At 57.9% G+C, this 25,028-nt stretch carries 23 protein-coding genes; 15 read left to right on the top strand and 8 right to left on the bottom strand.

Annotated features, from left to right (window positions below):
* The first annotated feature begins 27 nt into the window (after positions 1-27).
* The 9 genes from SynBIOSU31_RS02040 (at position 28) to SynBIOSU31_RS02000 (ending at position 8,625) form a co-directional block, all read left to right on the top strand.
* Complete coding sequence (locus SynBIOSU31_RS02040) at positions 28-1,722, top strand: phosphodiester glycosidase family protein (RefSeq protein ID WP_186491702.1); 1,695 nt, start codon at positions 28-30, stop codon at positions 1,720-1,722.
* Positions 1,723-1,772: 50 nt separating this feature from the next.
* Positions 1,773-2,090, top strand: a complete 318-nt coding sequence (locus tag SynBIOSU31_RS02035) for an AIR synthase (RefSeq protein ID WP_186491700.1) — start codon at positions 1,773-1,775, stop codon at positions 2,088-2,090.
* A 76-nt stretch (positions 2,091-2,166) separates the two neighbouring features.
* On the top strand, positions 2,167-2,541 hold the full coding sequence (gene rpsL, locus SynBIOSU31_RS02030) for a 30S ribosomal protein S12 (protein ID WP_066904579.1): 375 nt from the start codon (positions 2,167-2,169) through the stop codon (positions 2,539-2,541).
* A 77-nt stretch (positions 2,542-2,618) separates the two neighbouring features.
* Complete coding sequence (rpsG, locus tag SynBIOSU31_RS02025; protein WP_066904590.1) at positions 2,619-3,089, top strand: 30S ribosomal protein S7; 471 nt, start codon at positions 2,619-2,621, stop codon at positions 3,087-3,089.
* 85 nt (positions 3,090-3,174) lie between these two features.
* Positions 3,175-5,250 carry an elongation factor G gene (gene fusA / locus SynBIOSU31_RS02020; RefSeq protein WP_186491698.1) on the top strand — a complete coding sequence of 692 codons (2,076 nt, stop codon included), beginning with the start codon at positions 3,175-3,177 and terminating at the stop codon, positions 5,248-5,250.
* Positions 5,251-5,292: 42 nt separating this feature from the next.
* Positions 5,293-6,492, top strand: a complete 1,200-nt coding sequence (tuf, locus tag SynBIOSU31_RS02015; protein ID WP_186491696.1) for an elongation factor Tu — start codon at positions 5,293-5,295, stop codon at positions 6,490-6,492.
* Positions 6,493-6,640: 148 nt separating this feature from the next.
* On the top strand, positions 6,641-6,961 hold the full coding sequence (gene rpsJ, locus SynBIOSU31_RS02010) for a 30S ribosomal protein S10 (protein WP_006042265.1): 321 nt from the start codon (positions 6,641-6,643) through the stop codon (positions 6,959-6,961).
* 57 nt (positions 6,962-7,018) lie between these two features.
* Positions 7,019-7,681 (top strand): LON peptidase substrate-binding domain-containing protein, encoded by a 663-nt coding sequence (locus tag SynBIOSU31_RS02005; protein WP_186491694.1) that lies wholly within the window; start codon positions 7,019-7,021, stop codon positions 7,679-7,681.
* Complete coding sequence (locus SynBIOSU31_RS02000; protein ID WP_186491692.1) at positions 7,681-8,625, top strand: methyltransferase domain-containing protein; 945 nt, start codon at positions 7,681-7,683, stop codon at positions 8,623-8,625. The genes SynBIOSU31_RS02005 and SynBIOSU31_RS02000 overlap by 1 nt, the downstream gene beginning before the upstream one ends.
* Here the strand turns inward: SynBIOSU31_RS02000 and pheA are convergent.
* Positions 8,622-9,461 carry a prephenate dehydratase gene (gene pheA, locus SynBIOSU31_RS01995; protein ID WP_186491690.1) on the bottom strand — a complete coding sequence of 280 codons (840 nt, stop codon included), beginning with the start codon at positions 9,459-9,461 and terminating at the stop codon, positions 8,622-8,624. The genes SynBIOSU31_RS02000 and pheA overlap by 4 nt on opposite strands.
* A gap of 50 nt (positions 9,462-9,511) precedes the next feature.
* Between pheA and SynBIOSU31_RS01990 the strand changes: the two genes are divergently transcribed.
* Complete coding sequence (locus tag SynBIOSU31_RS01990; RefSeq protein ID WP_186491689.1) at positions 9,512-10,114, top strand: DUF1997 domain-containing protein; 603 nt, start codon at positions 9,512-9,514, stop codon at positions 10,112-10,114.
* On the opposite strand, the gene SynBIOSU31_RS01985 is transcribed toward SynBIOSU31_RS01990, so the two are convergent.
* From SynBIOSU31_RS01985 to SynBIOSU31_RS01975, 3 genes are all read right to left on the bottom strand, one after another.
* Complete coding sequence (locus SynBIOSU31_RS01985) at positions 10,055-10,627, bottom strand: ribonuclease HII (protein WP_186491687.1); 573 nt, start codon at positions 10,625-10,627, stop codon at positions 10,055-10,057. The two genes, SynBIOSU31_RS01990 and SynBIOSU31_RS01985, sit on opposite strands and share 60 nt — an antisense overlap.
* Positions 10,624-12,546: an Rne/Rng family ribonuclease gene (locus tag SynBIOSU31_RS01980; RefSeq protein ID WP_186491685.1), complete on the bottom strand. Its 1,923-nt coding sequence runs from the start codon at positions 12,544-12,546 to the stop codon at positions 10,624-10,626. Before SynBIOSU31_RS01980 ends, SynBIOSU31_RS01985 begins: the two co-directional genes overlap by 4 nt.
* Positions 12,547-12,809: 263 nt before the next feature.
* Positions 12,810-15,389: a TIGR03960 family B12-binding radical SAM protein gene (locus SynBIOSU31_RS01975; protein WP_370593697.1), complete on the bottom strand. Its 2,580-nt coding sequence runs from the start codon at positions 15,387-15,389 to the stop codon at positions 12,810-12,812.
* Positions 15,390-15,535: 146 nt separating this feature from the next.
* Between SynBIOSU31_RS01975 and SynBIOSU31_RS01970 the strand changes: the two genes are divergently transcribed.
* From SynBIOSU31_RS01970 to SynBIOSU31_RS01960, 3 genes are all read left to right on the top strand, one after another.
* Entirely contained in the window at positions 15,536-16,762 is a 1,227-nt protein-coding gene (locus tag SynBIOSU31_RS01970) for an LL-diaminopimelate aminotransferase (RefSeq protein ID WP_186492781.1), read from the top strand.
* A gap of 49 nt (positions 16,763-16,811) precedes the next feature.
* Entirely contained in the window at positions 16,812-17,132 is a 321-nt protein-coding gene (gene clpS, locus SynBIOSU31_RS01965; protein ID WP_186491681.1) for an ATP-dependent Clp protease adapter ClpS, read from the top strand.
* Positions 17,133-17,236: 104 nt separating this feature from the next.
* Positions 17,237-17,992 carry a CPBP family intramembrane glutamic endopeptidase gene (locus SynBIOSU31_RS01960; protein WP_186491679.1) on the top strand — a complete coding sequence of 252 codons (756 nt, stop codon included), beginning with the start codon at positions 17,237-17,239 and terminating at the stop codon, positions 17,990-17,992.
* On the opposite strand, the gene SynBIOSU31_RS01955 is transcribed toward SynBIOSU31_RS01960, so the two are convergent.
* Positions 17,956-19,572: a photosystem II high light acclimation radical SAM protein gene (locus SynBIOSU31_RS01955; protein WP_186491677.1), complete on the bottom strand. Its 1,617-nt coding sequence runs from the start codon at positions 19,570-19,572 to the stop codon at positions 17,956-17,958. The genes SynBIOSU31_RS01960 and SynBIOSU31_RS01955 overlap by 37 nt on opposite strands.
* Before the next feature lie 174 nt (positions 19,573-19,746).
* Here SynBIOSU31_RS01955 and psbA point away from each other — a divergent pair, with 174 nt between their 5' ends.
* The gene (gene psbA, locus SynBIOSU31_RS01950; RefSeq protein ID WP_186490358.1) at positions 19,747-20,826 is read left to right on the top strand and encodes a photosystem II q(b) protein; all 1,080 of its coding nucleotides are present in this window, start codon (positions 19,747-19,749) and stop codon (positions 20,824-20,826) included.
* 108 nt (positions 20,827-20,934) lie between these two features.
* On the opposite strand, the gene SynBIOSU31_RS01945 is transcribed toward psbA, so the two are convergent.
* Genes SynBIOSU31_RS01945 through SynBIOSU31_RS01935 form a run of 3 tightly spaced genes read right to left on the bottom strand, consistent with a single transcriptional unit; the run spans position 20,935 to position 23,959 of the window.
* Positions 20,935-21,915: a glycine betaine ABC transporter substrate-binding protein gene (locus SynBIOSU31_RS01945; protein ID WP_186491675.1), complete on the bottom strand. Its 981-nt coding sequence runs from the start codon at positions 21,913-21,915 to the stop codon at positions 20,935-20,937.
* Positions 21,912-22,808, bottom strand: coding sequence for an ABC transporter permease (locus SynBIOSU31_RS01940; RefSeq protein ID WP_186491673.1), 897 nt, complete (start codon positions 22,806-22,808; stop codon positions 21,912-21,914). The genes SynBIOSU31_RS01945 and SynBIOSU31_RS01940 overlap by 4 nt, the downstream gene beginning before the upstream one ends.
* Positions 22,808-23,959: a quaternary amine ABC transporter ATP-binding protein gene (locus tag SynBIOSU31_RS01935; protein ID WP_255477309.1), complete on the bottom strand. Its 1,152-nt coding sequence runs from the start codon at positions 23,957-23,959 to the stop codon at positions 22,808-22,810. The genes SynBIOSU31_RS01940 and SynBIOSU31_RS01935 overlap by 1 nt, the downstream gene beginning before the upstream one ends.
* Before the next feature lie 225 nt (positions 23,960-24,184).
* On the opposite strand from SynBIOSU31_RS01935, the gene bsmA reads away from it, so the two are divergent.
* The gene (gene bsmA, locus SynBIOSU31_RS01930) at positions 24,185-25,027 is read left to right on the top strand and encodes a glycine/sarcosine N-methyltransferase (protein ID WP_186491671.1); all 843 of its coding nucleotides are present in this window, start codon (positions 24,185-24,187) and stop codon (positions 25,025-25,027) included.
* The last annotated feature ends 1 nt before the right edge of the window (position 25,028 follow it).

Below are 25,028 nucleotides of genomic sequence, written 5' to 3'. Positions count from 1 at the left end.
ATTGGCCACCCCGGCTAGCGTTTGCGGATGTTTTTGACGCCTCCTCCTCCAGTCCCGGTTACCGAAGTCCGCACAGCAAACCGAGTCACAGGAAGCGAAGTGAGGGTTGGAGACCTTGAATCCAAGGGGGCTTGGCAATGGGTCGGAAACGACCAACGCTCACCACTCCAGCTCTGGATTCCGCTCGATGTGCTGATCGGACGACTCGGCTTCCAGAGGGTTGGGACAGAACGTGGCGAAGCACTGGAGTGGTTTGGTCAACGCGTCCCTTTACGGACGCTGGCCAAGCGCTCTCTTGCTGATGAGGTGGCGATTGACGCAGCATCCTGGTTCAAGGAATTCAACGTCGCGACCCGCTATCGAAATGGTGTCCTGTCGATCTCGCTGAACGCACCCAGGGTTCAAAATCTGCGTCAGGGGCGCGGCAGCACGGCCGGTCGGCTGGTGCTCGATCTCACCGGGCCCGCGCTGGTGCAACGGCTGAACGACGACTTGTTGCTCGGGGTTGCAATCACTGCCGCCCAAGAAGCCAAGTTGCGCAGTATCGGCCTGAAGACCAAACGCGAAAGGCAGGGCCTACGACTTGAGGGCAGTGCCGATCGTCCAACGCTCACCCTTGCCTCACCCTGGCGGCTTGTGATCGATGGGTTGAAAAGGTCGCGTTCCACCCGCGTTCGTACCTCGGGGAATGCGTTCCAATCGGCTCTGCTCAATCCAGAGATTCAGGAGGCAAGCCGCAAAGGACTGATCCTGGATGCCCGCACATTTCGTGTGGGAGTAAAGCCGATCAAGATTTATAGGGCAGGTGTTCCCTTCAACAGCACAACGCTCGAGCTGCGACCGCTCGCTGCACGAGGAGCACAAACCGGGATTCACTTTCTCAGCCAACTGGCCAAACCTGAACAGGCTTTATTGGCAGTGAATGGAGGGTTCTTCAATCGAGTTCGTCAACTGCCCCTGGGCGCCCTGCGTGTGAATGGCACCTGGCTTTCGGGACCAATACTGAACCGGGGTGCCATCGGCTGGGCAGCAGGGGAAAAACTGTTGTTCAACCGTCTACGCCTCGACCAGTCCATGCAGATCAACGGAGGGCGTCTCTGGAAGCTGGGGTTTCTCAACAGTGGCTATGTCCAGCGCGGGTTGAGTCGCTACAACCGCGCATGGGGCCCTGTCTACAAGGCCCTGAGCGGCGAGGAACAGGCCATCACCGTGAGAGATGGCGTCACCATCGACCAGCACGGGCGCGCCGAATTGAGCCTGGGGGTACCTCTATCAGTAGGAAGCTCCTTGATCGTTTCGCGCGCTGGAGCACCGCTTCCCGCTCAACTTGGCGATCGGGTCAGCTTTAGCTTGCAGCCATCCAATCCAGTCGGAGAGCAACCGCATGTGCTGGCTGGTGGCCCCCTTCTGCTGAAAAATGGTCAAGTTGTCCTGCGAGGTCGTCAGGAAGGTTTCAGTGCCGGATTCCTATCACTTTCAGCTCCGCGAACGGTCGTCGCCCAGGACCGAAGTCATGTGTGGCTGATGACACTTAAAGGCACTTCAGGCAGTGATCCCACGCTGCTGGAAACGACCCTGGCTCTCCAGCAGCTTGGAATGCTCGATGCCCTCAACCTCGACGGTGGTAGCTCCACCACACTGCTTGCAGCCAATCGAACCGTGATGACAGGGCGTGGCGTGACGCCCAGGGTGCAGAACGGTCTGGGGCTGGTTCGCCGCTGAACAACGGCTGGCAAACTGAACCCTTTCCCAAACTTCGGTCTGAGGGCGCCATGCTGCAAATCACCGCAACTGCAGCCGCCGAACTGGGGCGACAGGCTGCTGTTGCAGGCACTCCAGGAGTGATGCATCTGGACCTCACCGCCGGACACTGTGAACAGAACATCATCCGTCTTCAGCCAGGCCAACTCAGCGGAACACCCGTTGCCAGAGCAGAGGGAGTCACCCTGCATGTTCCTGATGCTCAGCACGCTTTGTTGGAGGGGCTGACACTGGATTATCGAAGTGACATCAGTGGCGGAGGCTTCCTGATCCTGAACGGCGATGCCGTGCGCTGCTGTGCCTGCGGTAATGCTTTCAGCCGCCTTTGATCTAAACGGGCAGGTCGAACCAGTATTGTGATGGATTGTCGAACAGGTCGGATCTCCGGCCGCTACGCGACCGTCGATGCCAACCATTCAGCAACTAATCCGGACCGAGCGCCAGAGCTCAAAAGCGAAAACCAAATCGCCAGCTCTGAAAGCCTGCCCCGAACGCCGTGGTGTTTGCACCCGTGTGTACACGTCCACCCCCAAGAAGCCCAATTCGGCCTTGCGCAAAGTGGCGCGTGTGCGCCTCACCTCCGGATTCGAGGTCACCGCCTACATCGGTGGCATCGGCCACAACTTGCAGGAGCACTCGGTTGTGCTGATCCGTGGCGGTCGCGTCAAGGATCTCCCCGGAGTTCGCTACCACATCATTCGCGGAACTCTTGACACCGCAGGGGTCAAGGACCGCCGTCAGTCCCGTTCCAAGTACGGCGCCAAGTCTCCGAAGGAATGATCGCCAACGATCCGCCTTCTGGATCGTTTCTGTCCATCACCTTCACCCTTCCCCGTTCCTTCTTCATTTGACAGTCCATGTCACGCCGTAACGCCGCCGTCAAGCGCCCGGTCCTCCCAGATCCCCAGTTCAATAACCGACTCGCCACGATGCTTGTGGCCCGGCTGATGAAGCATGGCAAAAAGTCCACGGCGCAGCGAATCCTGTCCGATGCCTTCAGCCTGATCGGCGACCGCACCGGTGGCGACCCCATCGAACTCTTTGAGACGGCCGTGAAAAACGCGACTCCTCTTGTTGAAGTGCGTGCCCGCCGCGTCGGTGGTGCCACCTATCAGGTGCCCATGGAAGTGCGCCAGGAGCGCGGCACAGCCATGGCGCTGCGCTGGCTCGTGAGTTTCTCGCGTGCTCGGAATGGCCGCAGCATGGCTCAAAAGCTTGCTGGTGAACTGATGGATGCTGCCAATGAAGCCGGCAGTGCCGTTCGCAAGCGCGAAGAAACCCACAAGATGGCCGAAGCCAATAAGGCTTTCGCCCACTACCGCTACTGATCCAACACCGCTCTGAAGCCTCGTTTGCTCGGGGCGGACCTGTAGGATCTCACCCGCCTTTTTACGCCCCACCCCGGAGTTTCCTGTGGCTCGCGCCTTTCCCCTGGAACGCGTCAGAAATATTGGTATCGCTGCCCACATTGATGCGGGCAAAACCACCACGACAGAACGAATTTTGTTCTATTCAGGTGTGGTTCACAAGATCGGTGAAGTGCACGACGGTGCAGCAGTGACCGACTGGATGGCCCAGGAGCGCGAGCGGGGCATCACCATCACCGCTGCGGCAATTTCCACCAGCTGGAAAGACCACCGCATCAACATCATTGATACACCTGGTCACGTGGACTTCACCATTGAGGTGGAGCGTTCCATGCGTGTGCTTGATGGAGTGATCGCTGTGTTCTGTGCCGTCGGAGGAGTTCAGCCTCAGTCGGAAACCGTCTGGCGACAGGCCGATCGCTACTCCGTACCCCGGATGGTGTTCGTCAATAAGATGGACCGCACCGGAGCCGACTTCCTCAAAGTCCACGGGCAGATCAAGGATCGCCTCAAGGCCAATGCCGTTCCAATTCAGCTGCCCATCGGCGCTGAGGGCGAGCTGAGCGGCATTATTGATCTTGTTGCCAATCAGGCGCACATCTACAAAGACGATCTCGGTCAGAACATCGAAGTCACCGATGTCCCTGCTGACATGAAGGATCAGGTGGATGAGTGGCGCAACGTCCTGATGGAAACCGTTGCGGAGAACGACGAAAATCTGATTGAGAAATTCCTAGAAACCGGTGAGCTCTCGATCGATGAACTGAAGAACGGTATTCGTGTGGGAGTTCTGAAGCATGGCCTTGTGCCCGTTCTTTGTGGCTCAGCCTTTAAGAACAAAGGTGTGCAGCTTGTTCTCGACGCAGTTGTCGACTACCTGCCCGCCCCTGTTGATGTTCCCCCGATCCAGGGAGTCCTGCCCAATGGCAAGGAGGCTGTTCGTCCGTCCGACGACAAAGCCCCCTTCAGTGCGCTGGCCTTCAAGGTGATGGCTGATCCTTACGGCAAGCTCACTTTTGTTCGGATGTACTCCGGTGTTCTCGAAAAGGGCAGTTATGTGCTCAATTCGACCAAGGACAACAAAGAGCGCATCTCCAGGCTGGTGGTGCTGAAGGCCGACGACCGCGAGGAAGTCGATGCACTGCGCGCCGGCGATCTGGGCGCTGTTCTGGGTCTGAAGAACACAACCACCGGCGACACCCTGTGTTCTGTTGAAGATCCGATTGTTCTGGAGACTCTGTTCGTTCCAGAACCGGTCATCTCCGTGGCGGTTGAACCCAAAACGAAGGGCGACATGGAGAAACTCTCCAAAGCTCTTGTCTCACTGGCTGAGGAAGACCCCACCTTCCGCGTCAGAACTGATTCAGAGACTGGCCAGACCGTGATTGCCGGAATGGGAGAGCTCCACCTGGAAATCCTGGTGGACCGCATGCTTCGCGAATTTAAGGTGGAAGCCAATATCGGCGCTCCTCAGGTCTCCTATCGCGAAACCATTCGCGCCTCATCAAAAGGCGAGGGTAAGTTCTCTCGTCAGACAGGTGGTAAGGGTCAGTACGGCCACGTGGTGATCGAAATGGAGCCGGGCGAACCCGAATCGGGCTTTGAATTCGTCAACAAAATTGTTGGCGGTGTCGTTCCTAAGGAATTCATCAAGCCCTCCGAAATGGGCATGAAGGAGACCTGTGAGTCCGGTGTAATCGCCGGATTCCCGATGATCGACGTCAAAGTCACCATGATCGACGGTTCATATCACGATGTGGACTCGTCGGAAATGGCATTCAAAATTGCCGGTTCGATGGCCTTCAAGGATGCGGTCAAGAAGTGCAATCCAGTGCTTCTTGAGCCGATGATGAAGGTCGAGGTCGAGGTCCCTGAGGATTTCCTTGGCTCGATCATCGGCGACCTGTCCTCTCGCAGAGGTCAGGTCGAAGGTCAGGCAATTGACGATGGCACGTCAAAGGTCTCGTCCAAGGTGCCCTTGGCCGAGATGTTCGGCTACGCCACCGAACTCCGATCCATGACCCAGGGTCGGGGTATTTTCTCGATGGAATTCAGCCACTATGAGGATGTTCCTCGCAACGTGGCCGAGGCCATCATCTCCAAGAATCAGGGCAATTCCTGATCTCTACCCCCTTTTAATTTCACCCCCGATTCTTTAACCAAAATGGCACGCGAGAAGTTCGAAAGGAACAAGCCCCACGTCAACATCGGCACCATTGGCCACGTTGACCACGGCAAGACAACCCTGACCGCCGCGATCACCAATGTGCTCGCCAAAAAGGGACAGGCAGAGGTCCAGAACTACGCCGATATTGACGGTGCTCCTGAGGAGCGTGAGCGCGGCATCACCATCAACACCGCTCACGTCGAATACGAGACCGACTCCCGTCATTACGCCCACGTGGACTGCCCCGGTCACGCGGACTACGTCAAGAACATGATCACCGGTGCCGCTCAGATGGACGGCGCCATTCTCGTTTGTGCCGCCACCGACGGCCCCATGGCTCAGACCAAGGAGCACATTCTGCTGGCCAAGCAAGTGGGTGTACCTGCTCTGGTCGTTGCACTAAATAAGTGCGACATGGTTGATGACGAAGAGATCATCGAACTGGTGGAGATGGAGATCCGCGAACTGCTCTCCAGCTACGACTTCCCAGGCGACGATATCCCTGTGATTCAGGTCTCAGGCCTGAAGGCGATTGAAGGCGAAGCTGCGTGGGAAGCCAAGATCGAAGAACTGATGGCGGCAGTTGATGCCAGCATTCCCGAGCCCGAACGCGAAGTCGATAAGCCCTTCCTCATGGCCATTGAGGATGTTTTCTCCATCACTGGCCGTGGCACCGTTGCGACAGGCCGAATCGAGCGCGGCATTGTGAAAGTTGGCGAAGAAGTCGAAGTCGTCGGCATTAGAGATCCTCGGAAAACCACCGTCACCGGCGTGGAAATGTTCCGCAAGCTTCTCGATGAGGGCATGGCTGGAGACAATGTCGGTCTACTGCTTCGCGGCATTCAGAAAGAAGACATCGAGCGCGGCATGGTGCTCGTCAAGCCTGGCTCGATCACCCCTCACACCAAGTTTGAGGGTCAGGTTTACGTTCTCAAAAAGGAAGAAGGTGGTCGCCATACACCTTTCTTCGCTGGCTACCGCCCGCAGTTCTACATCCGTACCACCGACGTGACCGGCCAGATCACCGCCTTCACAGCGGAAGATGGCAGCAACGTGGAAATGGTGATGCCCGGAGACAATATCCAGATGACTGGCGAATTGATCTGCCCAGTCGCCATGGAAATGGGCATGCGTTTTGCCATCCGTGAGGGTGGTCGCACCATTGGTGCAGGCGTGGTCTCCAAGATCATCGAGTGATCTCACTGAGATGATGGCAAGGATGGTCTGACCACGGTCAGGCCATCCCCTAGCATTGCTGAACGAACTGAACGCTGCCACGACACGTTCAATCTGCACCTCGACAATCCACCTCTCGTGATCTCCTTAGGAGATTTCTTCGCGCTTCATGTCCACTGCAATTGCCCAGCAGAAGATCCGCATCCGCTTGAAGGCGTTTGACCGCCGCATGCTGGATCTGTCTTGCGACAAGATCATTGAAACCGCCGATAACACAGCAGCCACTGCTATTGGCCCCATTCCGCTCCCAACCAAGCGCAAGATTTATTGCGTACTCCGCTCCCCTCACGTGGACAAAGATTCACGCGAACATTTCGAGACCCGCACTCATCGCCGAATCATTGATATTTACAGCCCTTCGGCCAAGACGATTGATGCCTTGATGAAGCTCGATCTGCCCAGCGGAGTGGATATTGAGGTGAAGCTCTGAGCCCAGCACGGTCATTCGGTCAGCTGCCTAAGATTCGATTCCTCAGCAATTTCGTGCGTGGCTGACCTGTCCGTCAGAGAACTTCCTCTCTTTCCTCTGCCGGATGTCGTTCTATTCCCCAGCGACGTGCTGCCACTGCACATTTTTGAGTCGCGCTATCGCATGATGCTGCAGAGCGTTCTCGAAAGCGATCGACGCTTTGGAATCGTTCGTTGGGATCCCCGCAGCCAGAGCATGGCGACAGTCGGCTGTTGTGCAGAAGTGATTCAGCATCAGACAGGCGACGACGGTCGCAGCAACATTGTGACGCTTGGACAACAGCGCTTCAGGGTTCTGAATGTGACTCGAGAGACTCCCTTTCGCAGCGCCATGGTGAGCTGGATCGAGGATGAGCCAGAAATCGACCTCGAACAACTTCATACCCTCAGTGGTTCCGTCACCCAAGCCCTGAAAGACGTTGTTGAGCTGACAGGAAAGCTCACAGACTCTCCCACCGCACTTCCAGACGATTTGCCCGACCTTCCAAGGGAACTGTCGTTTTGGATCGGTGCTCACCTCGGCGGCCCCGTAGCAGATCAACAGCAGGAACTTCTGGAGCTCACGAGTACCCGTATCCGGCTGGAACAGGAGTTCGAAATGCTCGATGAAACCCGTCGTCAGTTGGCAGCACGCACGGTCCTCCGCGACACCCTCTCCTCCGCCGATTCGGGCAACGGTTGATGTCTCTCTCCACTTTTTTAGTTCCGGCCGCGATCGGGCTCGTCGTCGTTGCAGGTACCTACGCACTCTGGACTCGACGCAGCCGGACTTATCACTCCAGTGACAGTGTCGCGTCTGCGTATGACGCTTGGACTGAAGACCGTCTGCTCGAAACCCTTTGGGGTGAGCACGTTCATCTAGGACATTACGGTGATCCTCCAATGCGACGGGATTTCCGTCGCGCCAAAGCCGATTTTGTGCACGAATTGGTGCATTGGAGTGGGTTGGATCGCTTGCCTCCCGGCTCACGAGTGCTCGATGTGGGCTGCGGGATTGGCGGTAGCGCCAGGATTCTTGCCAGGGACTATGGCTTTGACGTGCTTGGAATCAGCATCAGTCCCGCACAGATCCAACGGGCTACGGATCTAACGCCGGACAACCTGTCCTGCCGCTTCGACGTAATGGACGCGCTGAACCTGAATCTTGCGGACGCTGAATTCGATGGTGTGTGGAGTGTGGAGGCAGGCCCACACATGCCAGACAAACAACGGTTTGCTGATGAACTTCTCCGGGTTCTGAAGCCAGGTGGAGCTCTGGCTGTCGCCGATTGGAACCGTCGCGATCCTCGCGACGGTGCTCTGGATGCTCGCGAGCGCTGGGTGATGCACCAGCTGCTGACTCAGTGGGCTCATCCTGAATTCGCCAGCATCCCGGGGTTCCAGCACAACCTGGAATGCAGCGGTCAGCGCAGGGGGCTAATCGACACAGATGACTGGACCAGAGCAACTCTTCCTTCTTGGAACGATTCGATCCTGGAGGGATTTCGCCGCCCCTCAGCGGTGCTCAGACTCGGCCCACCCGCCTTACTCCAAGGCCTGCGTGAAACGCCCACGATGATGCTGATGCGCTGGGCGTTCGCTCGGGGAATGATGCAGTTCGGCGTCTTTCGGCTCGCCACTGATTAGTTGAATTCCGAACTGGGATAAGCGCCGAAATCAGCCAGATGCTCACACAGAGGGTGGAGAAGTGTCTGGAGCTTGGTCAGTACAGCATCTGCGCCGGAAGCTGGCAATTCCACATCCACAAAGAACACGTATTCACCCAACTCACGCTTCGACGGTCTCGACTCGATCCTGCTCATATTCAGGCCCAGACCAGCAATCGCCTGCAGAGCTTCGATCAAGGCCCCAGGAGCATTGCGATGCAGAGAAAACGCCAGGCTCGCGAGCTGACCTCTACGAAGACGCTCGCCGCGATGAAGCAGCAGAAAGCGCGTTCTGTTGCCCACAACATCATTGACTGGGAATGCCAGTTCACCAAGACCCTGCAGTTCACCAACGGACCGATCAGCAATCGCTGCTCTGAATCGACTGCCCTTCACCATCCGAGCGGCTTCGGCAGTGGATGTGGTCGGGAGTTGCAGCGCCTGTGGCAAATGGGTTGCCAACCAGCCGCTGCATTGCGCCAGCGCCTGGGGGTGAGACAGCACCTCCGTCACGCTCTCAATCGAACCACTGCTGAGCAGGGCATGCCGGATCGGGAGAACCAAAGCGCGTCGAATGCACAGATCGGGATAAGACCAGAGAGCGTCAAGACTGGCCGTGACACCACCTTCCACGGAGTTCTCAACTGGGACCACAGCAGCCTCACAACGACCATCAGCCACGTGGTCGACCACTGAACGGAGCCCAGTGCATGCCACCAACTGAGCATCACTGATCTGTTCCAGCCGGATCATTTCTTTGGCCGCTCGCTCTCCATAGGTGCCTTCCGGCCCTAGAAACGCCATCCGAATCGGCATGGATCCAAGCACTTGCATCGATAGGATCATGCCGCGTCAGCACAAGGGGCATGACCCTTGCCTTCCACGCCAGTCAGCATCTCGATCTGCCGGTCGCCAACCAGACCAAGCACCTGCGCAGCTACCTGCAACAGGAAGACCGAGTGATCAAAGCTCTGCTGGATGCGCGTCAGCTCGACCGGATCGCTCCAGGTCGTTACCGATACACCGTCACCACACTGCAAGTGTTTCAGCTGCAGGTCTGTCCTGTCGTTTCACTGAAGATCAAGCAGGGAGATGGAACGATCTCCATTCAGGCGACAGACGCCAGCCTGGAGGGGCTCGGACTTGTGGATGACTTCCAACTGAGCCTGGAAGCGCTTCTGGAAGTGACGGATCAAGGATTGCAGGGCGAGGCCAAACTGGGCGTAAATGTCAGTCAGCCACCACTGCTGAAGCTGATTCCAAGACGGGTGCTGGAAAGCACCGGAGAATCGATCCTGAACGGCATCCTGATGACGATCAAAGGTCGGGTCGGTCGACAGTTGGTGCGAGATTTCCACGACTGGGCTCTGCAATCACCATCCGAGATGACAACAAGTCCGGGGCAGCGCTCAGACCCCGGAGAACACCTTGGTGAGGAAGGTGCGACGATGCATCGGAGTGGGACCTGAAGCCAACAGGGCAGCTCGATGTTGAGCGGTGCCATATCCCGCATGGCGTTCCAGTGAGTAGCCAGGGAAACGTCGTGCCAACCGACGAATCAAGGCATCGCGCGCTTCCTTTGCCAGAACGCTGGCCGCAGCGATCGAGGCCTCACAGCTGTCACCACGCACGATGGTGCGCTGAGGTCCTGTCCAGAGGCGCAGGGGCAGGACTCCGTCAACCAGCACCAACTCTGGAGTGTGTGGGAGTTTTTGAAGAGCTCGAAGCATGGCGAGTTCCGTCGCCACCCTGATCCCCTTCCCATCTACATCACGCGCAGCCGCTTGGCCCAGGGCCCAACTGGTCGCTCGTGCTTCAATCTCGGGAACCAGCGCAGCTCGACGCTTAGGAGAGAGGGCTTTGCTATCGGTCAGGCCGAGATCAGAGAGTTCATTCCCGGCAGCCTCAGTGAGACTGACTGCAGCAGCGAAGACAGGCCCGAACCAACATCCACGGCCCACCTCATCGACTCCAGCAATCACTCGGCGGTCGCAGAAGACCGTCGGCGACGACGACCTAAGCGGGCCTCTTCAGGGGGCTTCTCAGGCTCGACAACTGCTGCTGCAACAGGTTCAGGGACCGGTGACTCGGATATCGCGACTGTTCGCGACGCTGTCGGAACGTCGTTGACGGGAATCACCTCAAGCGGAGTGATCTCAACCAGCAATGGTGCCTCTTCAGCCATTTCCGGGCCAGACACGGGCGAAGGTGCTGGAGTAGGTGAACCATTGCGTGCTCCACCTCGACCACCGCGGGAGCCGCGGCGACGGCGGCGACCTGAACTTGCTGCCAACTGCTGGCGTGCATCTTCAAGGACCGAGTCGGCATCTTCTCCCGGTCGCACCACACGCACGAGCAGGTTGTCATTATCAGGAGGTGGATCCAGCAGAAGCACAGGATTCAGCCCCAACCAACCAAAGACCATTTCCTGGTCATCGTCCATTGGCACAGCAACCAATTCAGGGTCCTGACGGCGATTGGCGCCCGCTGGCTCGGTCGCATCCGATGTGGATTCACCGGCAACCATGGTTTCAACGATCGGATCCACCTTGTTCTCGATGGATCCATTCACACGGCCGCGGCCACCACGACGACGACGGCCTCCTCCTGAGTCAGTAGGAGCAGGGACTTCTGCACGAGCCGATGTCGTAGTTCTCACTAGGCCTGTGGCGGCAGCTTGAGGCTGAGGAAGATCCTTGCCAGGCAGCACTGCCTCATAACCAGGGGAAACTCGACCGAACAGCTCGTAAATGTTCTGGCCCTGACGCTTACGCGTCATCTCAACCAAGCCAAGCTCAGTGAGTTGTGCGATCTGAGGGCGTGCCATGTCATCGCGCATCGCCGTCATGAAATGCTCCAGCAGCTGCAGCTGATCACGACGGGAATCCATATCGATGAAGTCGACGACAATCACGCCCCCGATGTTGCGGAGCTTCAACTGACGTCCAATCTCGACAGCTGCTTCGCAGTTGGTCCAGAGAACCGTTTCACGAGCATTGGCAGAACGGGTGAAAGAACCCGAGTTCACGTCGATCACGGTGAGAGCCTCAGTGGGCTCGATGATCACGTAACCGCCGGAGGGAAGGTCCACCCTCGGCTTCAAAGCATCACGGATCGCGGCATTCACCTTGAAGTGCTCAAGCAGTTCGTCGGATTCGGTATGTGCCTCCACTGATACGTGGGCACCTTCCTGGCCCAGGAAGGTGGTCACTCGGTCAACTGCGGCTGCATCATCGAGCACCACGCGAGCCAGATCAGGGCCCGTGTGGTCTCTCAGAATCCGATGGATGAAATCCTCATCCCGGTTGAGCAGAACAGGCGGCGAAGCGGTTTCAGCTGCTTTCTGAATCGCTTCCCACTGACGCAGCAAGGACTCGAGGTCATCAATGAGCTGGTCTTCACTGACTCCCTCCGCTTCCGTGCGGACGAGCAGACCTGCACCCGGCGGTTTCACCAGCACCCCGAGAGCTCGGAGGCGATTTCGCTCCCCTTCGGCGCTGATGCGACGGGAGATGTTCACTCCCTGGCCACTGGGCTGCAACACCAGATAACGGCCTGGCAGAGCCAGATTGCCGGTGAGGCGAGGGCCCTTCGTGCCGGTGGGCTCTTTCATTACCTGAACAAGCACCTTCTGGCGCGGTTCAAGCAGCTCTGTGATTCCTGCTGCACCTTTTTTAAGGCGCAGCGGGCCCAGGTCACTCACATGGATGAAACCGTTTTTCTCACTCTCACCGATGTTCACGAAGGCGGCGTCAATTCCGGGGAGCACGTTCTCCACCGTTCCGAAGTAGACGTCACCGATCTGATAGCGGCCTTGCGCCACGATCAGCTCATCAACACGGTCATCGGACAGAACCGCCGCGATGCGCAGCTGCTCGGCGATGACGATTTGCTGGGGCATAAACAGGAACTGACGACGCCCGTCAGGGCAGAGACCGGCCAGTGAGCCTCTGGGCTCGTTGATCGGAGGTGAATTGGAATTGCTTTGAGAAGACCCTGAGGTCGAAATGGCACGGAGTGAAGCACTCCTATGGCCGGTCCACATCAGCGCTGAGGCGCTGGCTGGAGCGGAGGCCTAGGCCTCTCGTTCCAAACAATGATTGGGACAAGAAGGCCGGGACGAATCCGTGGCTCAAGCCTCTGGATTGAAGTCCTGAGTTGAATTTAGCACTGCAACAGAGTCAGCTCTACCCGTCGAACACGGGAGAGTGACAAGTCCAACCCCAGATGTTGCGAGAGCCAGAACTGCAACTGGGCAGGTTTGAGGCTGCGACCCTGAGAATCAACGGCAGCGCGCAGCTCCAGCTCCGCCCTGGAGCCAATCTCACCGGAACAGGGCTCAAGCTGCTCCAAAAGGCGCAGATCCTGGAGCAGTTCACGAAGATCACGACGACGCGGACGACCCTTCTTATCGGTGTCCTCCCAGATCAGCTCTTTCTGCGCAAGCAGAGTCGAGATCGCTTGCGACCAGGTGGCAGATTCACTCTGCGACAGCAGCTCAGAGCCACTGAGAACAAAACGCCAGCGGCTGGCTTGCAACTGCTGAGCAAGGCTCGGAGATGACACAGCCACCTCCTCAGCCGTGATCAGATGCAATCCCGGTGGCAACGTCTGCTGCCAGCGTTGCTTCACCATCAGCGCATCCACTGTCTCCACGAATTCCAGGTCCATCCATTCGCCTTCCCCTTCCACTCCCAACGGGAGCGCAAGTGCAAGCTGAAGCCGAGGCAATGGATGAAAACCACCTGTGAAACTCACGGGCAGCTCGGATCGACGCAATGCCCGCTCGAGAAGACGCACCAGATCAAGATGACTAAGTAGCGCCATCGCTCCGGTTTTGCTGAAGCGAAAGCGAATGCGACAAGCACGGTCACTCGGTGGGGCCTGCTGAGGTCTGGCCACTGGGACTACAGGTGGCACCACCACAACGTTGTGCCCCAGATCAGGACCACAGACACCGCAGCTGCTACACGCCTCAAAAGAACAGTCGGGCACAACGCTCGAGGCAAGCGCATTCTGCAGATCCTGAGCGAGCCAACCCTTGTCGATCCCGCTGTCGATGTGATCCCAGGGCAGGGGTTGCTGGCAGAACGCCTCAAGGTCATCACGATCCAGCGACGACACTGCACTCCAACCACCAAGCTCCATCTGCCGATAACGCCCCTCAAGTCCGGCCTGGGTAATGGCACTGGTCCAGGCGTTGTAGGTGCGATCCAGGGCCTCGAACCAGGCATCCATTCCCGCACCTGCATGCCAGGCCGCTTCAATCACAGGCGCCAACCGCCGGTCTCCTCGACCTACAAAATCCTCCATCGCCGAAAGGCGCACATCCGTGAAGTTGAAGCGCACTCCTCGAAGGCGTCGACCAGCATCACGTAGGAGTTGCTGACGGCGGAGCAACTCGGTTGTAGAAACGCTGTGCCACTGAAAGGGTGTGTGGGGCTTCGGTGTGAAGTTGCTGATGGTGGTGTTAAGGCTGAGGCGGCCCAGATCGCGGCAACACTCCTGAAGCATTCGGCAGGTTTCGGCGATGCCGATCACATCGGCATCGGTCTCTCCCGGTAGCCCAATCATGAAATAGAGCTTGACCTTGCGGTATCCGTTCTGCATTGCCGTACGGATGCCCTGCAGAAGGTCATCGTCGGTGAGACCCTTGTTGACGATGTCCCGCAGGCGCTGAGTGCCGGCTTCCGGAGCAAAGGTGAGCCCGGCCTTACGTGCACCTCCAAGGATGTGGGCGATGTTCTGGTCGAAACGATCGACCCGTTGGCTGGGGAGCTGAAGCGTGACATTGCGATCCGCAAGCCGATTGCGCAGCTCCACTCCCACAGCGGGGAGCGCAAGGTAATCACTACAGCTAAGCGAAAGCAATGAGAAATCGCTGTACCCGGTCTGACGCATCCCCGTCTCAACGGCCTCGATCACCGCTTCGGGCTCCACATCTCTCGCCGGACGCGTGAGCATCCCCGGCTGGCAGAAACGACAGCCACGCGTGCAGCCCCGTCGGATTTCGACTGTCAACCGGTCATGGACTGTTTCCACGTGAGGAACCAGACCCATCGCGTAATGGGGCATCGGCGTAGCCACCCGTCGAAGCACACGTTTAGGTAGTTCTGGCTTGAGCGGTTCAAGGCTCACTCCATTCGGCCCCAGGGCATAGAGAGACGGCACATAAACCCCGGGCACCAAAGCCAGGTCAAGCAGCAGAGCCGAGCGAGTTAGACCTGCCTGCTTGCCTTCTGCCAGCACCAGCCCGATCTCCGGCAACAGCTCCTCACCATCACCAAGAGCGATGAAATCGAAAAAGGCGGCATAGGGCTCTGGATTGCTTGTGGCTGTTGGCCCTCCCGCAAAGATCAGCGGGGGGGCCTGCGGGTCGCTCAGCGGCAGGTCGCCGCGGTCTGCCGCACGGATCGGCACCCTGCAGAGAGCCAACATCTCCAAAATGTTGGTGGCTCCAAGTTCATAACTCAGGCTGAAGCCAAGGATGTCGAAAGCGTTTAAGGGCCAGCGGCTCTCAACACCAAACAGCGCCTGTTCACGCTGCTTGAGCCGTTCGGCAAGATCCGCTTCAGGGAGATAGGAGCGATCACACACCTGCCCAGGCAGGGCATTGAGAATCGAATAGAGGATGATGTGGCCCAGATTGCTGGAGCCCACCTCATAAAGCTCGGGATAGGTGAGAGCCCAGCGAACCCTGGCGGCATGCCAGTCCCTCGGCTGCACGCCGAGCTCCTGTCCCATGTAACGAGCGGGCTTGTTGATGCCCGCATCCACCAGCTCGTCAAACGCAACAGGAGCGGTGGATGGATTCAACGCGACGGTCACGGTCTTCCGACCCGACTTCTTTCATCGTATGTAGCAGGATGCCCGCAGAAATCGGTCTTTCTGTGGTTCAGGTCAACGGCAATTACCTCAAACTCAAAGCGGGCTATCTATTCCCTGAAATCGGACGCCGGGTGAAGGCCTTTGCTGACGCCAATCCCGATGCAGCGCTGATTCGCCTGGGCATTGGCGACGTGACTGAACCACTCCCTCAGGCCTGTCGCGAAGCAATGAAAACAGCCATTGATGAAATGGGAACCGCAGAAGGCTTTCACGGCTATGGGCCTGAACAGGGCTATGGCTGGCTGCGGGAGGCAATCGCCAAACAAGACTTCCAGGCACGCGGGTGTGACATCAGCCCAGAGGAGATCTTCGTTTCCGATGGCTCCAAGTGCGACAGCAGCAACATCCTGGACATCCTCGGGGTGGGGAACAAGATCGCCGTCACCGACCCTGTCTACCCCGTATACGTTGACAGCAACGTGATGGCAGGTCGCACTGGTGATGCCGGTGAGGAAGGTCGCTATGCCGGCCTGACCTATCTGCCCATCAGTGCAGACAACAGCTTCACTGCCGAGATCCCCAGCGAGCCAGTGGATCTCATTTACCTGTGCTTTCCCAACAACCCCACAGGTGCCGTGGCAACGAAGCAGCAGCTCAAAGCCTGGGTGGACTATGCGCGCGCCAATGGCTCTCTGATCCTGTTCGACGCCGCCTACGAGGCCTTCATCCAGGACCCGAGCCTCCCCCACTCGATCTTCGAGATCGAGGGAGCCCGTGACTGCGCCATTGAATTCCGCTCATTCTCCAAAAACGCCGGCTTCACCGGCACACGCTGCGCACTCACCGTTGTTCCCAAGGGGCTCAGAGGCAAAACCTCCGATGGTGAAGCAATTGAACTCTGGGGCCTCTGGAACCGCAGACAGAGCACCAAGTTCAACGGTGTGAGCTACATCATTCAGCGTGGAGCGGAAGCCGTTTATTCCGATGCCGGCCAAAGAGAAGTGAAGGGCTTAGTGGCCTTTTACATGGAGAACGCGGCGATCATCCGTCGCGAACTCAGCTCAGCTGGCCTCACCGTCTACGGCGGGGAGCACGCTCCCTACGTGTGGATCAAGACTCCGGATGGCATGGACTCCTGGGGCTTCTTTGACCATCTGCTCAATCAAGCGAATGTGGTTGGAACCCCAGGAAGCGGCTTCGGCGCAGCCGGAGAGGGTTACTTCCGCCTCTCGGCGTTTAACAGTCGAGACAATGTCGACACCGCCATGGCGCGGATCAAGGCCCTCTGACTCACCAGCAGTGCTCCCAGCCCCTTTAGATTCAAACTCTCTTAGAACCATGGTCATGGCGGTGGATACCCCAAGCCGCAGTCCAGGTGGAGCAGCCGTCCTGGACAAGGCACCGGAGCAGGTCCGAAAGCGCTCTCCCCGGTACAAAGTGCTGCTTCACAACGACCCGGTGAATTCGATGGACTACGTGGTCACCACCTTGCGTCAGGTGGTGCCGCAACTCAGTGAGCAGGACTGCATGGCCGTGATGCTCGAAGCACACAACACAGGCGTGGGTCTTGTGATCGTTTGCGACCTGGAGCCGGCCGAGTTCTACTGCGAAACCCTTAAGGGGAAAGGGCTCACCAGCACAATCGAGCCGGAGGAGTAATCGTTAAACGCATTGCCGAAGCCTGGGGTGGTCTGCTCAGCCTTCAACCTCGTTGGGTCACAGCAATCGCCCTGATTCCAGCTCTGTACGGACTGGGATGGTTGATGGCGCAACCCGCCGCCTACTTAATGCCTGAGGCCTCACCTCCTCGGCTATCACTGATCGGCACTGTCATCACATTCGTGCTGTTCATCGTGGTGTTGCCCAGCTGGGTGCGCCAACGCTGGAACAGTCGTCAGCCGTGGCTGACCCTCGGAGTTCGCAGCCGACGCGGCGAGGCATCAACCGGATCCTGCTTAATCCAAGGCCTGCTGCGATCTGCTGGCCTGCTGGCATTGATCTCTCTGCCCTTGTTGCTGGGGTCCTGGGGGCGCTGGCTCGGAGAACTCACCACAGGTGATGTCGTCAATGGCTTACTGCTCTGCTTCGGACTGGGATTGGCAGAAGAATTGCTCTTCCGGGGCTGGCTGTGGGGAGAGCTCAACGCACTTACAGGGTCTCGCACAGCCGTCATCGGTCAGGCCGTCATTTTCAGCCTCGTGCACACCCGATTTGATCAGGGTTTTCTGCCCATGCTCGGTCTGCTTACAGGCTTATTACTGCTTGGTCTCTGTCTTGCCGTGCAGAGGCGCTTAGACGCTGGTTGCCTTTGGGGCTGCGTCGGGCTGCATGGCGGACTGGTCGGAGGCTGGTTCGCTCTGCGATCCGGTTTACTGCAGGTATCACCTAGTGCACCGGAATGGCTCATTGGCCCCGGTGGGGCTCACGCCAACCCTTTAGGCGGGATGGTAGGAATCATTGCTCTGAGCGTTCTGCTCTGGCGTCAGCTCACGGCCTTGGCCAAAGCGGCGCGACCTTGAAGTGGTGCTCGGAGTGCTTCCTGCAAAGGAGCCACGCCATAATCCCTCTCAAGTAACGACATCACAGTTCTGCCAAAATCGGAGGGATCTAGATCAAAGGCCTCCAAACAGATACGGCCGAAAGTGCTTCCCATGGGCTCGGGATTCCAGAGCAGCTTGCGCGCCGTCCAGGGCATCATGCTCATGGGGTTGTAACCGGGTTTGATCAAGCCCTTTTCGAAGCCGTACTGCTCAAGGTGGGTGTGAGGCTGCAGCCCGATGAAGAAAATCGCGGGCTCAACAAGATCTGCGCCGAAGATTCGCTCCAGCTCTCGGTGATAAGCAACGGTTTGGCGAATCGTCTCCGGACGCTCGTCGATCACGTTGAACGAGTAGTTCACCGAGACATGGTCTCGGAAACCTGCGTCCGCCAGCATCCTGCAGCTTTCCAGCACTGTGCGCAGGTTGTAGCCCATGCGCATTTTGCGCACTAACTCCTGGGACCCTGACGTAATGCCGATCTCGAAATAGCTCATCCCGGTCTCCACCATCAACTGAGCTAGTTCGGGGTCCAAATTGTCGGCTCGGATATAGGCAGCCCAGCGGATGTCTTTCAGTCCCTCAGCTTTGATGGCTCTTAATAGCTCTTTGGCGTCCTCGATGTAGCGCTTCGCTGGAATGAACTGAGCATCGGTGAACCAGAAGCCTCGAACCCCCCTGTCGTAGAGCTGACGCATCTCTGAGACCACTGCTTCAACGGGGTTCAAGCGCACCTGCTTGCCCTCTACAGCTGTGTAAACGCAATAACAACAGTTGTGGGGACAACCACGTTTGGTCTGAACTCCCACGTAAAAATCACCGCCCTCGAGGTACCAGTCGAGTTGAGGCCAGATCGAGGCGATGTAGTCGTAGTCGCAAGCCGTTTTCGGTCGACTTTCCGGTTGCTCATGAATCAACCCCCGCCGAGGGGGGTCACCAACAACAAAACAGCGCTCTCCATCCAGTGAGTGACCAAGAAGTAGTTTTTCCAGGAGAGGTTCACCCTCGCCGACGGACACAATTGTTCCCTTGGGCAGTGAGCGACCGAGCTGTTCATAAAAAACGCTGACAGCTCCGCCGCCAAGCACGGCTCTCGCTTCAGGCCGATGACGCCTGGCTTGACGAAGCCCTCTGCGCACCAGAGCCTGATTGCGGGAGAGTTCTCCGTAGTGACTGGTCATCAGGCGGAGCCCACCCAGGGCACCATGCAGCCGTTTCAGGGGATTTCGGGCATAAAAAACTTCAAACGAGTTCTGCAACGGGTTTCCACCGCGTCCGTCAACAGGTGCATAAATCTGAATGTCCCTCCAGGAAAACACCAGAAGAGTCGGGCGGAACTGGTCAATGGTGATCCGCAGCACCCGGTGCACATCAAGGACTGGGAGCGCGGCCAAATCAAGAATGCGCTGCGGAACTCCTGGAAAGCATTTATGGAGATGATCGGCCAAGTAGATCGGGCCAATCGGAAAAATCGGATTGCAAGGCAACCTGACCAGCAGCACCCTCTCTCCGGGAAGCTTGGGCTGAGCCAAAAGCTCAGTCGGTTGCAAAAGGCCTTGCATGGCTCGGACGCTAACAACCACGTCCCTGAGAACGCCTGAGCGAGGTCTCAATGGTTCTTCACGAGGGCTTCATAAAGCTGTCGACATCTTGCGCAATGTTGCTTTACAATCCGGCTTGGCAGGGCTTCCTGCCCTTCCGTAACCGTCTCTTCGGAGACATTCTTTCCCGTTCTCATGACCACCACCATTCAGCAGCGCTCCGGCGCTAACGGCTGGCAGCAGTTCTGCGAGTGGGTCACCTCCACCAACAACCGCCTCTATGTGGGCTGGTTCGGTGTGCTGATGATCCCCACCCTGCTGGCTGCCACCACCTGCTTCATCGTTGCGTTCATCGCAGCACCCCCCGTCGACATCGACGGCATCCGTGAGCCCGTTGCTGGCTCCCTGATCTACGGAAACAACATCATCTCTGGTGCTGTTGTTCCCTCCTCGAACGCCATCGGCCTTCACTTCTATCCCATCTGGGAAGCTGCTTCTCTTGATGAGTGGCTGTACAACGGCGGTCCTTACCAGCTGGTTGTCTTCCACTTCCTCATCGGCATCTTCTGCTACATGGGTCGCGAGTGGGAACTCTCCTACCGCCTCGGCATGCGCCCCTGGATCTGCGTTGCTTACAGCGCACCTGTGGCTGCTGCCTCCGCCGTGTTCCTGGTTTACCCCTTCGGTCAGGGTTCCTTCTCTGACGGCATGCCCCTGGGCATCTCCGGCACCTTCAACTTCATGTTGGTGTTCCAGGCCGAGCACAACATCCTGATGCACCCCTTCCACATGCTTGGTGTGGCTGGCGTCTTCGGTGGTTCACTGTTCTCCGCCATGCACGGTTCACTGGTGACCTCCTCCTTGGTTCGTGAAACAACCGAGAGCGAGTCCCAGAACTACGGCTACAAGTTCGGCCAAGAAGAAGAGACCTACAACATCGTGGCTGCCCACGGTTACTTCGGTCGCCTGATCTTCCAATACGCGTCGTTCAACAACAGCCGTAGCCTGCACTTCTTCCTGGCTGCCTGGCCTGTTGTCGGCATCTGGTTCACCGCCCTTGGCGTGTCAACCATGGCCTTCAACCTGAACGGTTTCAACTTCAACCAGTCCATCCTTGATGGTCAGGGCCGCGTCCTGAACACCTGGGCTGATGTGCTGAACCGCGCCAACCTCGGCATGGAAGTCATGCACGAGCGCAACGCTCACAACTTCCCCCTCGACCTGGCTGCTGCTGAGTCCACACCTGTGGCTCTGCAAGCACCTGCCATCGGTTGATCTGGAATCAACAAACGATTCAGGTCAACTGAATCGGAAAGCCCCCTCTCACGAGGGGGCTTTTTGTTGGCTTGCTGTTGGATTAGCAAGTTGTTGAATCAAAATGGGTCAGGGTGCCGAAATCTCGCCAGTGATCCAGTAACGAATTCGCGCCGGGTGCGAGGCGATGTAACCATCCACGGCGGCCTCAGCAGACTGATCATTGGCCTGCAACAGCAAATCCGACATCTCCTGATCAGGCAGATGGAAGCGAGTCAGGAAACCAGCCACATCTTGCATGTCCAAATCCAGCTGAGGGCGACCGAGCGCGTGAATCCACTCAATACCGCCAAACACCCGTTTTGGATCCTGAAGGAAACGCAACCTGTAACGGGCGAACATCCAATGGGGTGTCCAGCTGGTGACCACCACCCAGCGTTGCTTGCGGATGGCCTGATCAAGCACCGCCGTCATTGCAGCACTGCTTGATGACACCAGCTCCAGATTGTTGAGGCGATAGCTCTTGAGAGCTTCAGCCGAGACCTGATTCAAACCCGAGCCAGGATCAATCCCCTGCACGCGGTTATCGAACCGTGCCGCCAGAGAAGGATCGCGTAAATCAGGAATCGCAGAGAGCTCAGAGGCAGGCACGTAATCAGGCACCACCCAGCCCAGACGGCCTGAATACATCGCACCGAAGTCGACCACCCGATCGCGCACCCGTCGGTAATAGTCACGGTGCGTCAACGGCAACCATGCCATCAGCATCAGATCGAGATCACCGCGAGCGATAGAGGCGTACTGGATGCCGATGTCGGCAAGAACACGCTCTACGTTCAAGTCATAAGCCTGTTGGATCACCCTCTGAGCGATGAGGCTCACGACCTCAGCGTCAGCCCAGGGTGACCAACCAAGACGCAGTGTGGGTCTTGCGGATGCAGAACTGGGCAGCGGACTGCGGGAGCCCTCCACACCTCTTTGGCCAGCCGGGGCTGAAGAACTCACCGAGGAGGATGGTGCACTGAGCTTGACCAGGCTGGCGGCGGAGATCCCCGCGACCCCCAGGCCTCCGAGTAAGACAGCTCGTCGTCGGATCTGTCGACCGCTCATGACGACCTCCAAAGAGCCATCCATGCGCGCAGGCGCTGTTGAAGTGATGATCCGCGTCGCCCGGCGAAGCTCTGACTGAGACGGTCGAGGATCACCGCCAAAATCACCACGGCGATTCCCCCTTCAAACCCCATCCCCACATCAAGCTGCTGAATCCCACGCAACACCACATCACCGAGACCGCCGCCACCGATCATCGAAGCGATCACGACCATCGAAAGCGACAGCATGATCGTCTGATTGACCCCAGTCATCACGGTGGGAATGGCACTGGGCATCTGCACCTTCCAGAGCAACTGGCGATCGCTGCAGCCGAAGGAGCGACCGGCTTCGATCAGGTCATCCGGAACCTGAACGATTCCCAGATGCGTGAGCCGGACCACCGGTGGCATGGCGAAGATCAGAGTGGCGAGAATCGAAGGAACCGCACCCGTGCTGAACAACATCACTGCTGGAATCAGATAAACAAAAGCAGGCATCGTCTGCATCAGATCCAAACAGGGGCGCACCAGCCTCCAGACGAGTCGTGAACGAGCCGAGAGAATGCCCAGCGGAAGGCCGATCAAAAGAGCCAGACCGGAGGCTGTCAGCACCAGCGAAAGGGTGGCGATCATCTCGCTCCAAAGCGCCATGGAGAGCACCAAATTGAAGCCGAGCAGAACAAAGAGAGCGAACCCACCATTGACTCGCCAGAACCCGAGCGCCGCGATGATCAGAGCGAACAACCATGCCGGTGGCCACTCCAGAACCAGCTCGGTCACAGAGACCAGGGCCAACACCGACACCTTGATCACATCAAACAATCCCTGGGCGTTGGCCAACAACCACTCAACACAGAGATCGATCGACTGACCCAGCCAACCGGCTTGATGGGCAGCAGCCAAAATCATCATCAACCGCCTACCTCCATTGCCAGCAGCAAATGACGAGGGCTGATCACGCCGAGCAGCCGCTTTTCGTCATCCAGAACTGGCACCGGCTCGGCACTATTCGCCACCACATCAATGGCATCCTTCACAGATGTTCCGGCTGACAACGTGCTGATGGAAGCCACGTCGACCCAGCTGAGACCTCCTCGGAGAAGACCGCGCAAATGCTGCAGACGATCCGTCACATAAACCGTGGCATCCCCGTGATCAGGCAGGGGGTCACCCACATCGCAGACACTCAGATGAGGAGGGGGCTGTGCAATCACCTCCACTGTCAGAACGGACGCTACATCGACATCGCGAAAAAATCGTTTGACCTCATCGTTGGCGGGATGCTGCAGCAAACGCTGCGCGGTGTCGCACTGCAGTAGCCGACCAGCCTGCATCAGAGCGATCCGGTCACCGATCCTGATCGCCTCATCGAGATCATGAGAAATAAAAACCACCGTGCGAGGGAGCTCCGCTTGCAGGTCCAGCAAGAGATCTTGCATGTCCTTGCGGATCAAGGGGTCCAATGCAGAGAAGGCCTCATCCATCAGCAGAATCGGCGGGTCAAGGGCCAAAGCCCTGGCCAGACCAACCCTCTGCTGCATACCACCAGAGAGTTCACGCGGGCGTTTGCGGGCCTCTGCAACCAGGCCTACACGCTCGAGAGCTTGCATGGCGCGATCGATCCTCGCTTTGCGAGGCATGCCCGCAACCTCGAGACCAAAAGCGGCATTTTCAAGCACGCTGCGATGGGGGAAAAGCGCGAACGACTGAAAAACCATCGCCATCTGATGACGACGCAGCTCCGCCAGCTGCTGTGCTCTCATCGAGTTCAGCGAACGGCCCTTGACAATCACCTCCCCTTTGCAAGGAGAAATCAGACCATTCAGCATCCTCAGCAATGTGGATTTACCTGAACCGGAAAGACCCATCACCACAAAGATCTCGCCGGCGCGTACCTCTAACGAGACATCCTGGACAGCAGCCCGAACGCCACGATCTTCATGAAGACGCTCTGGATCCGCGCCTAAGCGCAGCTGCTCAATCAACTCTGAGGAGGATCTGCCGAACAGCTTCCAGACCGACTCGATGGAGATCTCTGACTGCACTTCAGAGCCTCCGCCCACGCCTGAGCTGCTTATAGCAGTGGCCCGACCCTCTGATCAGGACAGTCACCATCCGATTGCAACAGAGCCTCGGTCCGCGTAGCTGACAGCTGCAAACGCCGTGATTAGGTTGCAGATTGAGCCTGTTTCGCAACATCGATACAGCTCAGAGGGTCGGTAACGAGCTGTCAGACAGCGCCGCTGCTGTCCTTCGAACCGCCCCGCGCAGTAGAGGATCCCACCGGCATGACCACACTCAGTAGCCACCCCTCAGCGGAATCCGGTGATGCGCAACGCTTCGGGCAGCGACCCGAACGCGTCCGAGAAACAGATCATTATCAGCAGGAATACATTGAACAGTTTGCAGACCGCTGGGATCGCCTGATCGATTGGGATGCCAGGGAAGAAGCTGAGGGAAACTTCTTTGTACGGTTACTGCACGAGCATGGCGCCCGCTCGGTGCTGGATGTGGCAACAGGTACGGGCTTCCATTCCGTTCGTCTTCTGCGCGAAGGCTTCGATGTCGTGAGCGTGGATGGCAGCCCCAACATGCTTGCCCGTGCCTTCAAGAACGCACGGGAACGCGACCTATTAATGCGGACGGTGCATGCGGACTGGCGATTCCTGAACCGCGACATCCACGGCGAGTACGACGCCGTGATCTGCCTGGGCAATTCATTCACCCATCTATTCCGCGAGCGGGATCGTCGTAAGGCTTTGGCCGAGTACTACGCGGTGCTGAAGCACAACGGCATTCTGATCCTGGATCACCGCAACTATGACCGCCTGCTGGAAGGAACCTCCACAAGTGGCAAGAGCAACGTCTACTGCGGCAAAGACGTCGAAGTAGGACCCGAACACGTCGACGATGGACTAGCCCGTTTCCGTTATGCCTTCAGTGATGGCAGTACCTATCACCTGAACATGTTCCCGCTGCGTCACGGCTACGTGCGACGTCTGATGCGAGAAGTGGGCTTCCAGAGAATCACCAGCTACGGCGACTATCAACGCGGCCACGATGATCCCGACTTTTACGTACACGTCGCTGAAAAGGAATATCTATTCGACACCGACATCACTGCGATCTGAA

The sequence above is a fragment of the Synechococcus sp. BIOS-U3-1 genome (genome assembly GCF_014279975.1).
GTDB lineage: Bacteria > Cyanobacteriota > Cyanobacteriia > PCC-6307 > Cyanobiaceae > Synechococcus_C.
This window is presented reverse-complemented; position numbering and strand designations above follow the sequence as displayed.

Excerpts from the sequence above, each read along its gene's own strand:
- SynBIOSU31_RS01960 (WP_186491679.1), top strand. The coding sequence starts at position 17,237 with ATGGCGCAACCCGCCGCCTACTTAATGCCTGAGGCCTCACCTCCTCGG.
- SynBIOSU31_RS02000 (WP_186491692.1), top strand. The coding sequence starts at position 7,681 with ATGTCTCTCTCCACTTTTTTAGTTCCGGCCGCGATCGGGCTCGTCGTC.
- clpS (WP_186491681.1), top strand. The coding sequence starts at position 16,812 with ATGGTCATGGCGGTGGATACCCCAAGCCGCAGTCCAGGTGGAGCAGCC.
- SynBIOSU31_RS02035 (WP_186491700.1), top strand. The coding sequence starts at position 1,773 with ATGCTGCAAATCACCGCAACTGCAGCCGCCGAACTGGGGCGACAGGCT.
- psbA (WP_186490358.1), top strand. The coding sequence starts at position 19,747 with ATGACCACCACCATTCAGCAGCGCTCCGGCGCTAACGGCTGGCAGCAG.
- SynBIOSU31_RS01940 (WP_186491673.1), bottom strand. The coding sequence starts at position 22,808 with ATGATGATTTTGGCTGCTGCCCATCAAGCCGGTTGGCTGGGTCAGTCG.
- rpsL (WP_066904579.1), top strand. The coding sequence starts at position 2,167 with ATGCCAACCATTCAGCAACTAATCCGGACCGAGCGCCAGAGCTCAAAA.
- SynBIOSU31_RS02040 (WP_186491702.1), top strand. The coding sequence starts at position 28 with ATGTTTTTGACGCCTCCTCCTCCAGTCCCGGTTACCGAAGTCCGCACA.
- SynBIOSU31_RS01975 (WP_370593697.1), bottom strand. The coding sequence starts at position 15,389 with ATGGGACAGGAGCTCGGCGTGCAGCCGAGGGACTGGCATGCCGCCAGG.
- bsmA (WP_186491671.1), top strand. The coding sequence starts at position 24,185 with ATGACCACACTCAGTAGCCACCCCTCAGCGGAATCCGGTGATGCGCAA.
- SynBIOSU31_RS01990 (WP_186491689.1), top strand. The coding sequence starts at position 9,512 with ATGACCCTTGCCTTCCACGCCAGTCAGCATCTCGATCTGCCGGTCGCC.
- SynBIOSU31_RS01955 (WP_186491677.1), bottom strand. The coding sequence starts at position 19,572 with ATGCAAGGCCTTTTGCAACCGACTGAGCTTTTGGCTCAGCCCAAGCTT.
- rpsJ (WP_006042265.1), top strand. The coding sequence starts at position 6,641 with ATGTCCACTGCAATTGCCCAGCAGAAGATCCGCATCCGCTTGAAGGCG.
- tuf (WP_186491696.1), top strand. The coding sequence starts at position 5,293 with ATGGCACGCGAGAAGTTCGAAAGGAACAAGCCCCACGTCAACATCGGC.
- rpsG (WP_066904590.1), top strand. The coding sequence starts at position 2,619 with ATGTCACGCCGTAACGCCGCCGTCAAGCGCCCGGTCCTCCCAGATCCC.
- SynBIOSU31_RS01980 (WP_186491685.1), bottom strand. The coding sequence starts at position 12,546 with ATGCCCCAGCAAATCGTCATCGCCGAGCAGCTGCGCATCGCGGCGGTT.
- SynBIOSU31_RS01945 (WP_186491675.1), bottom strand. The coding sequence starts at position 21,915 with ATGAGCGGTCGACAGATCCGACGACGAGCTGTCTTACTCGGAGGCCTG.
- pheA (WP_186491690.1), bottom strand. The coding sequence starts at position 9,461 with ATGCCGATTCGGATGGCGTTTCTAGGGCCGGAAGGCACCTATGGAGAG.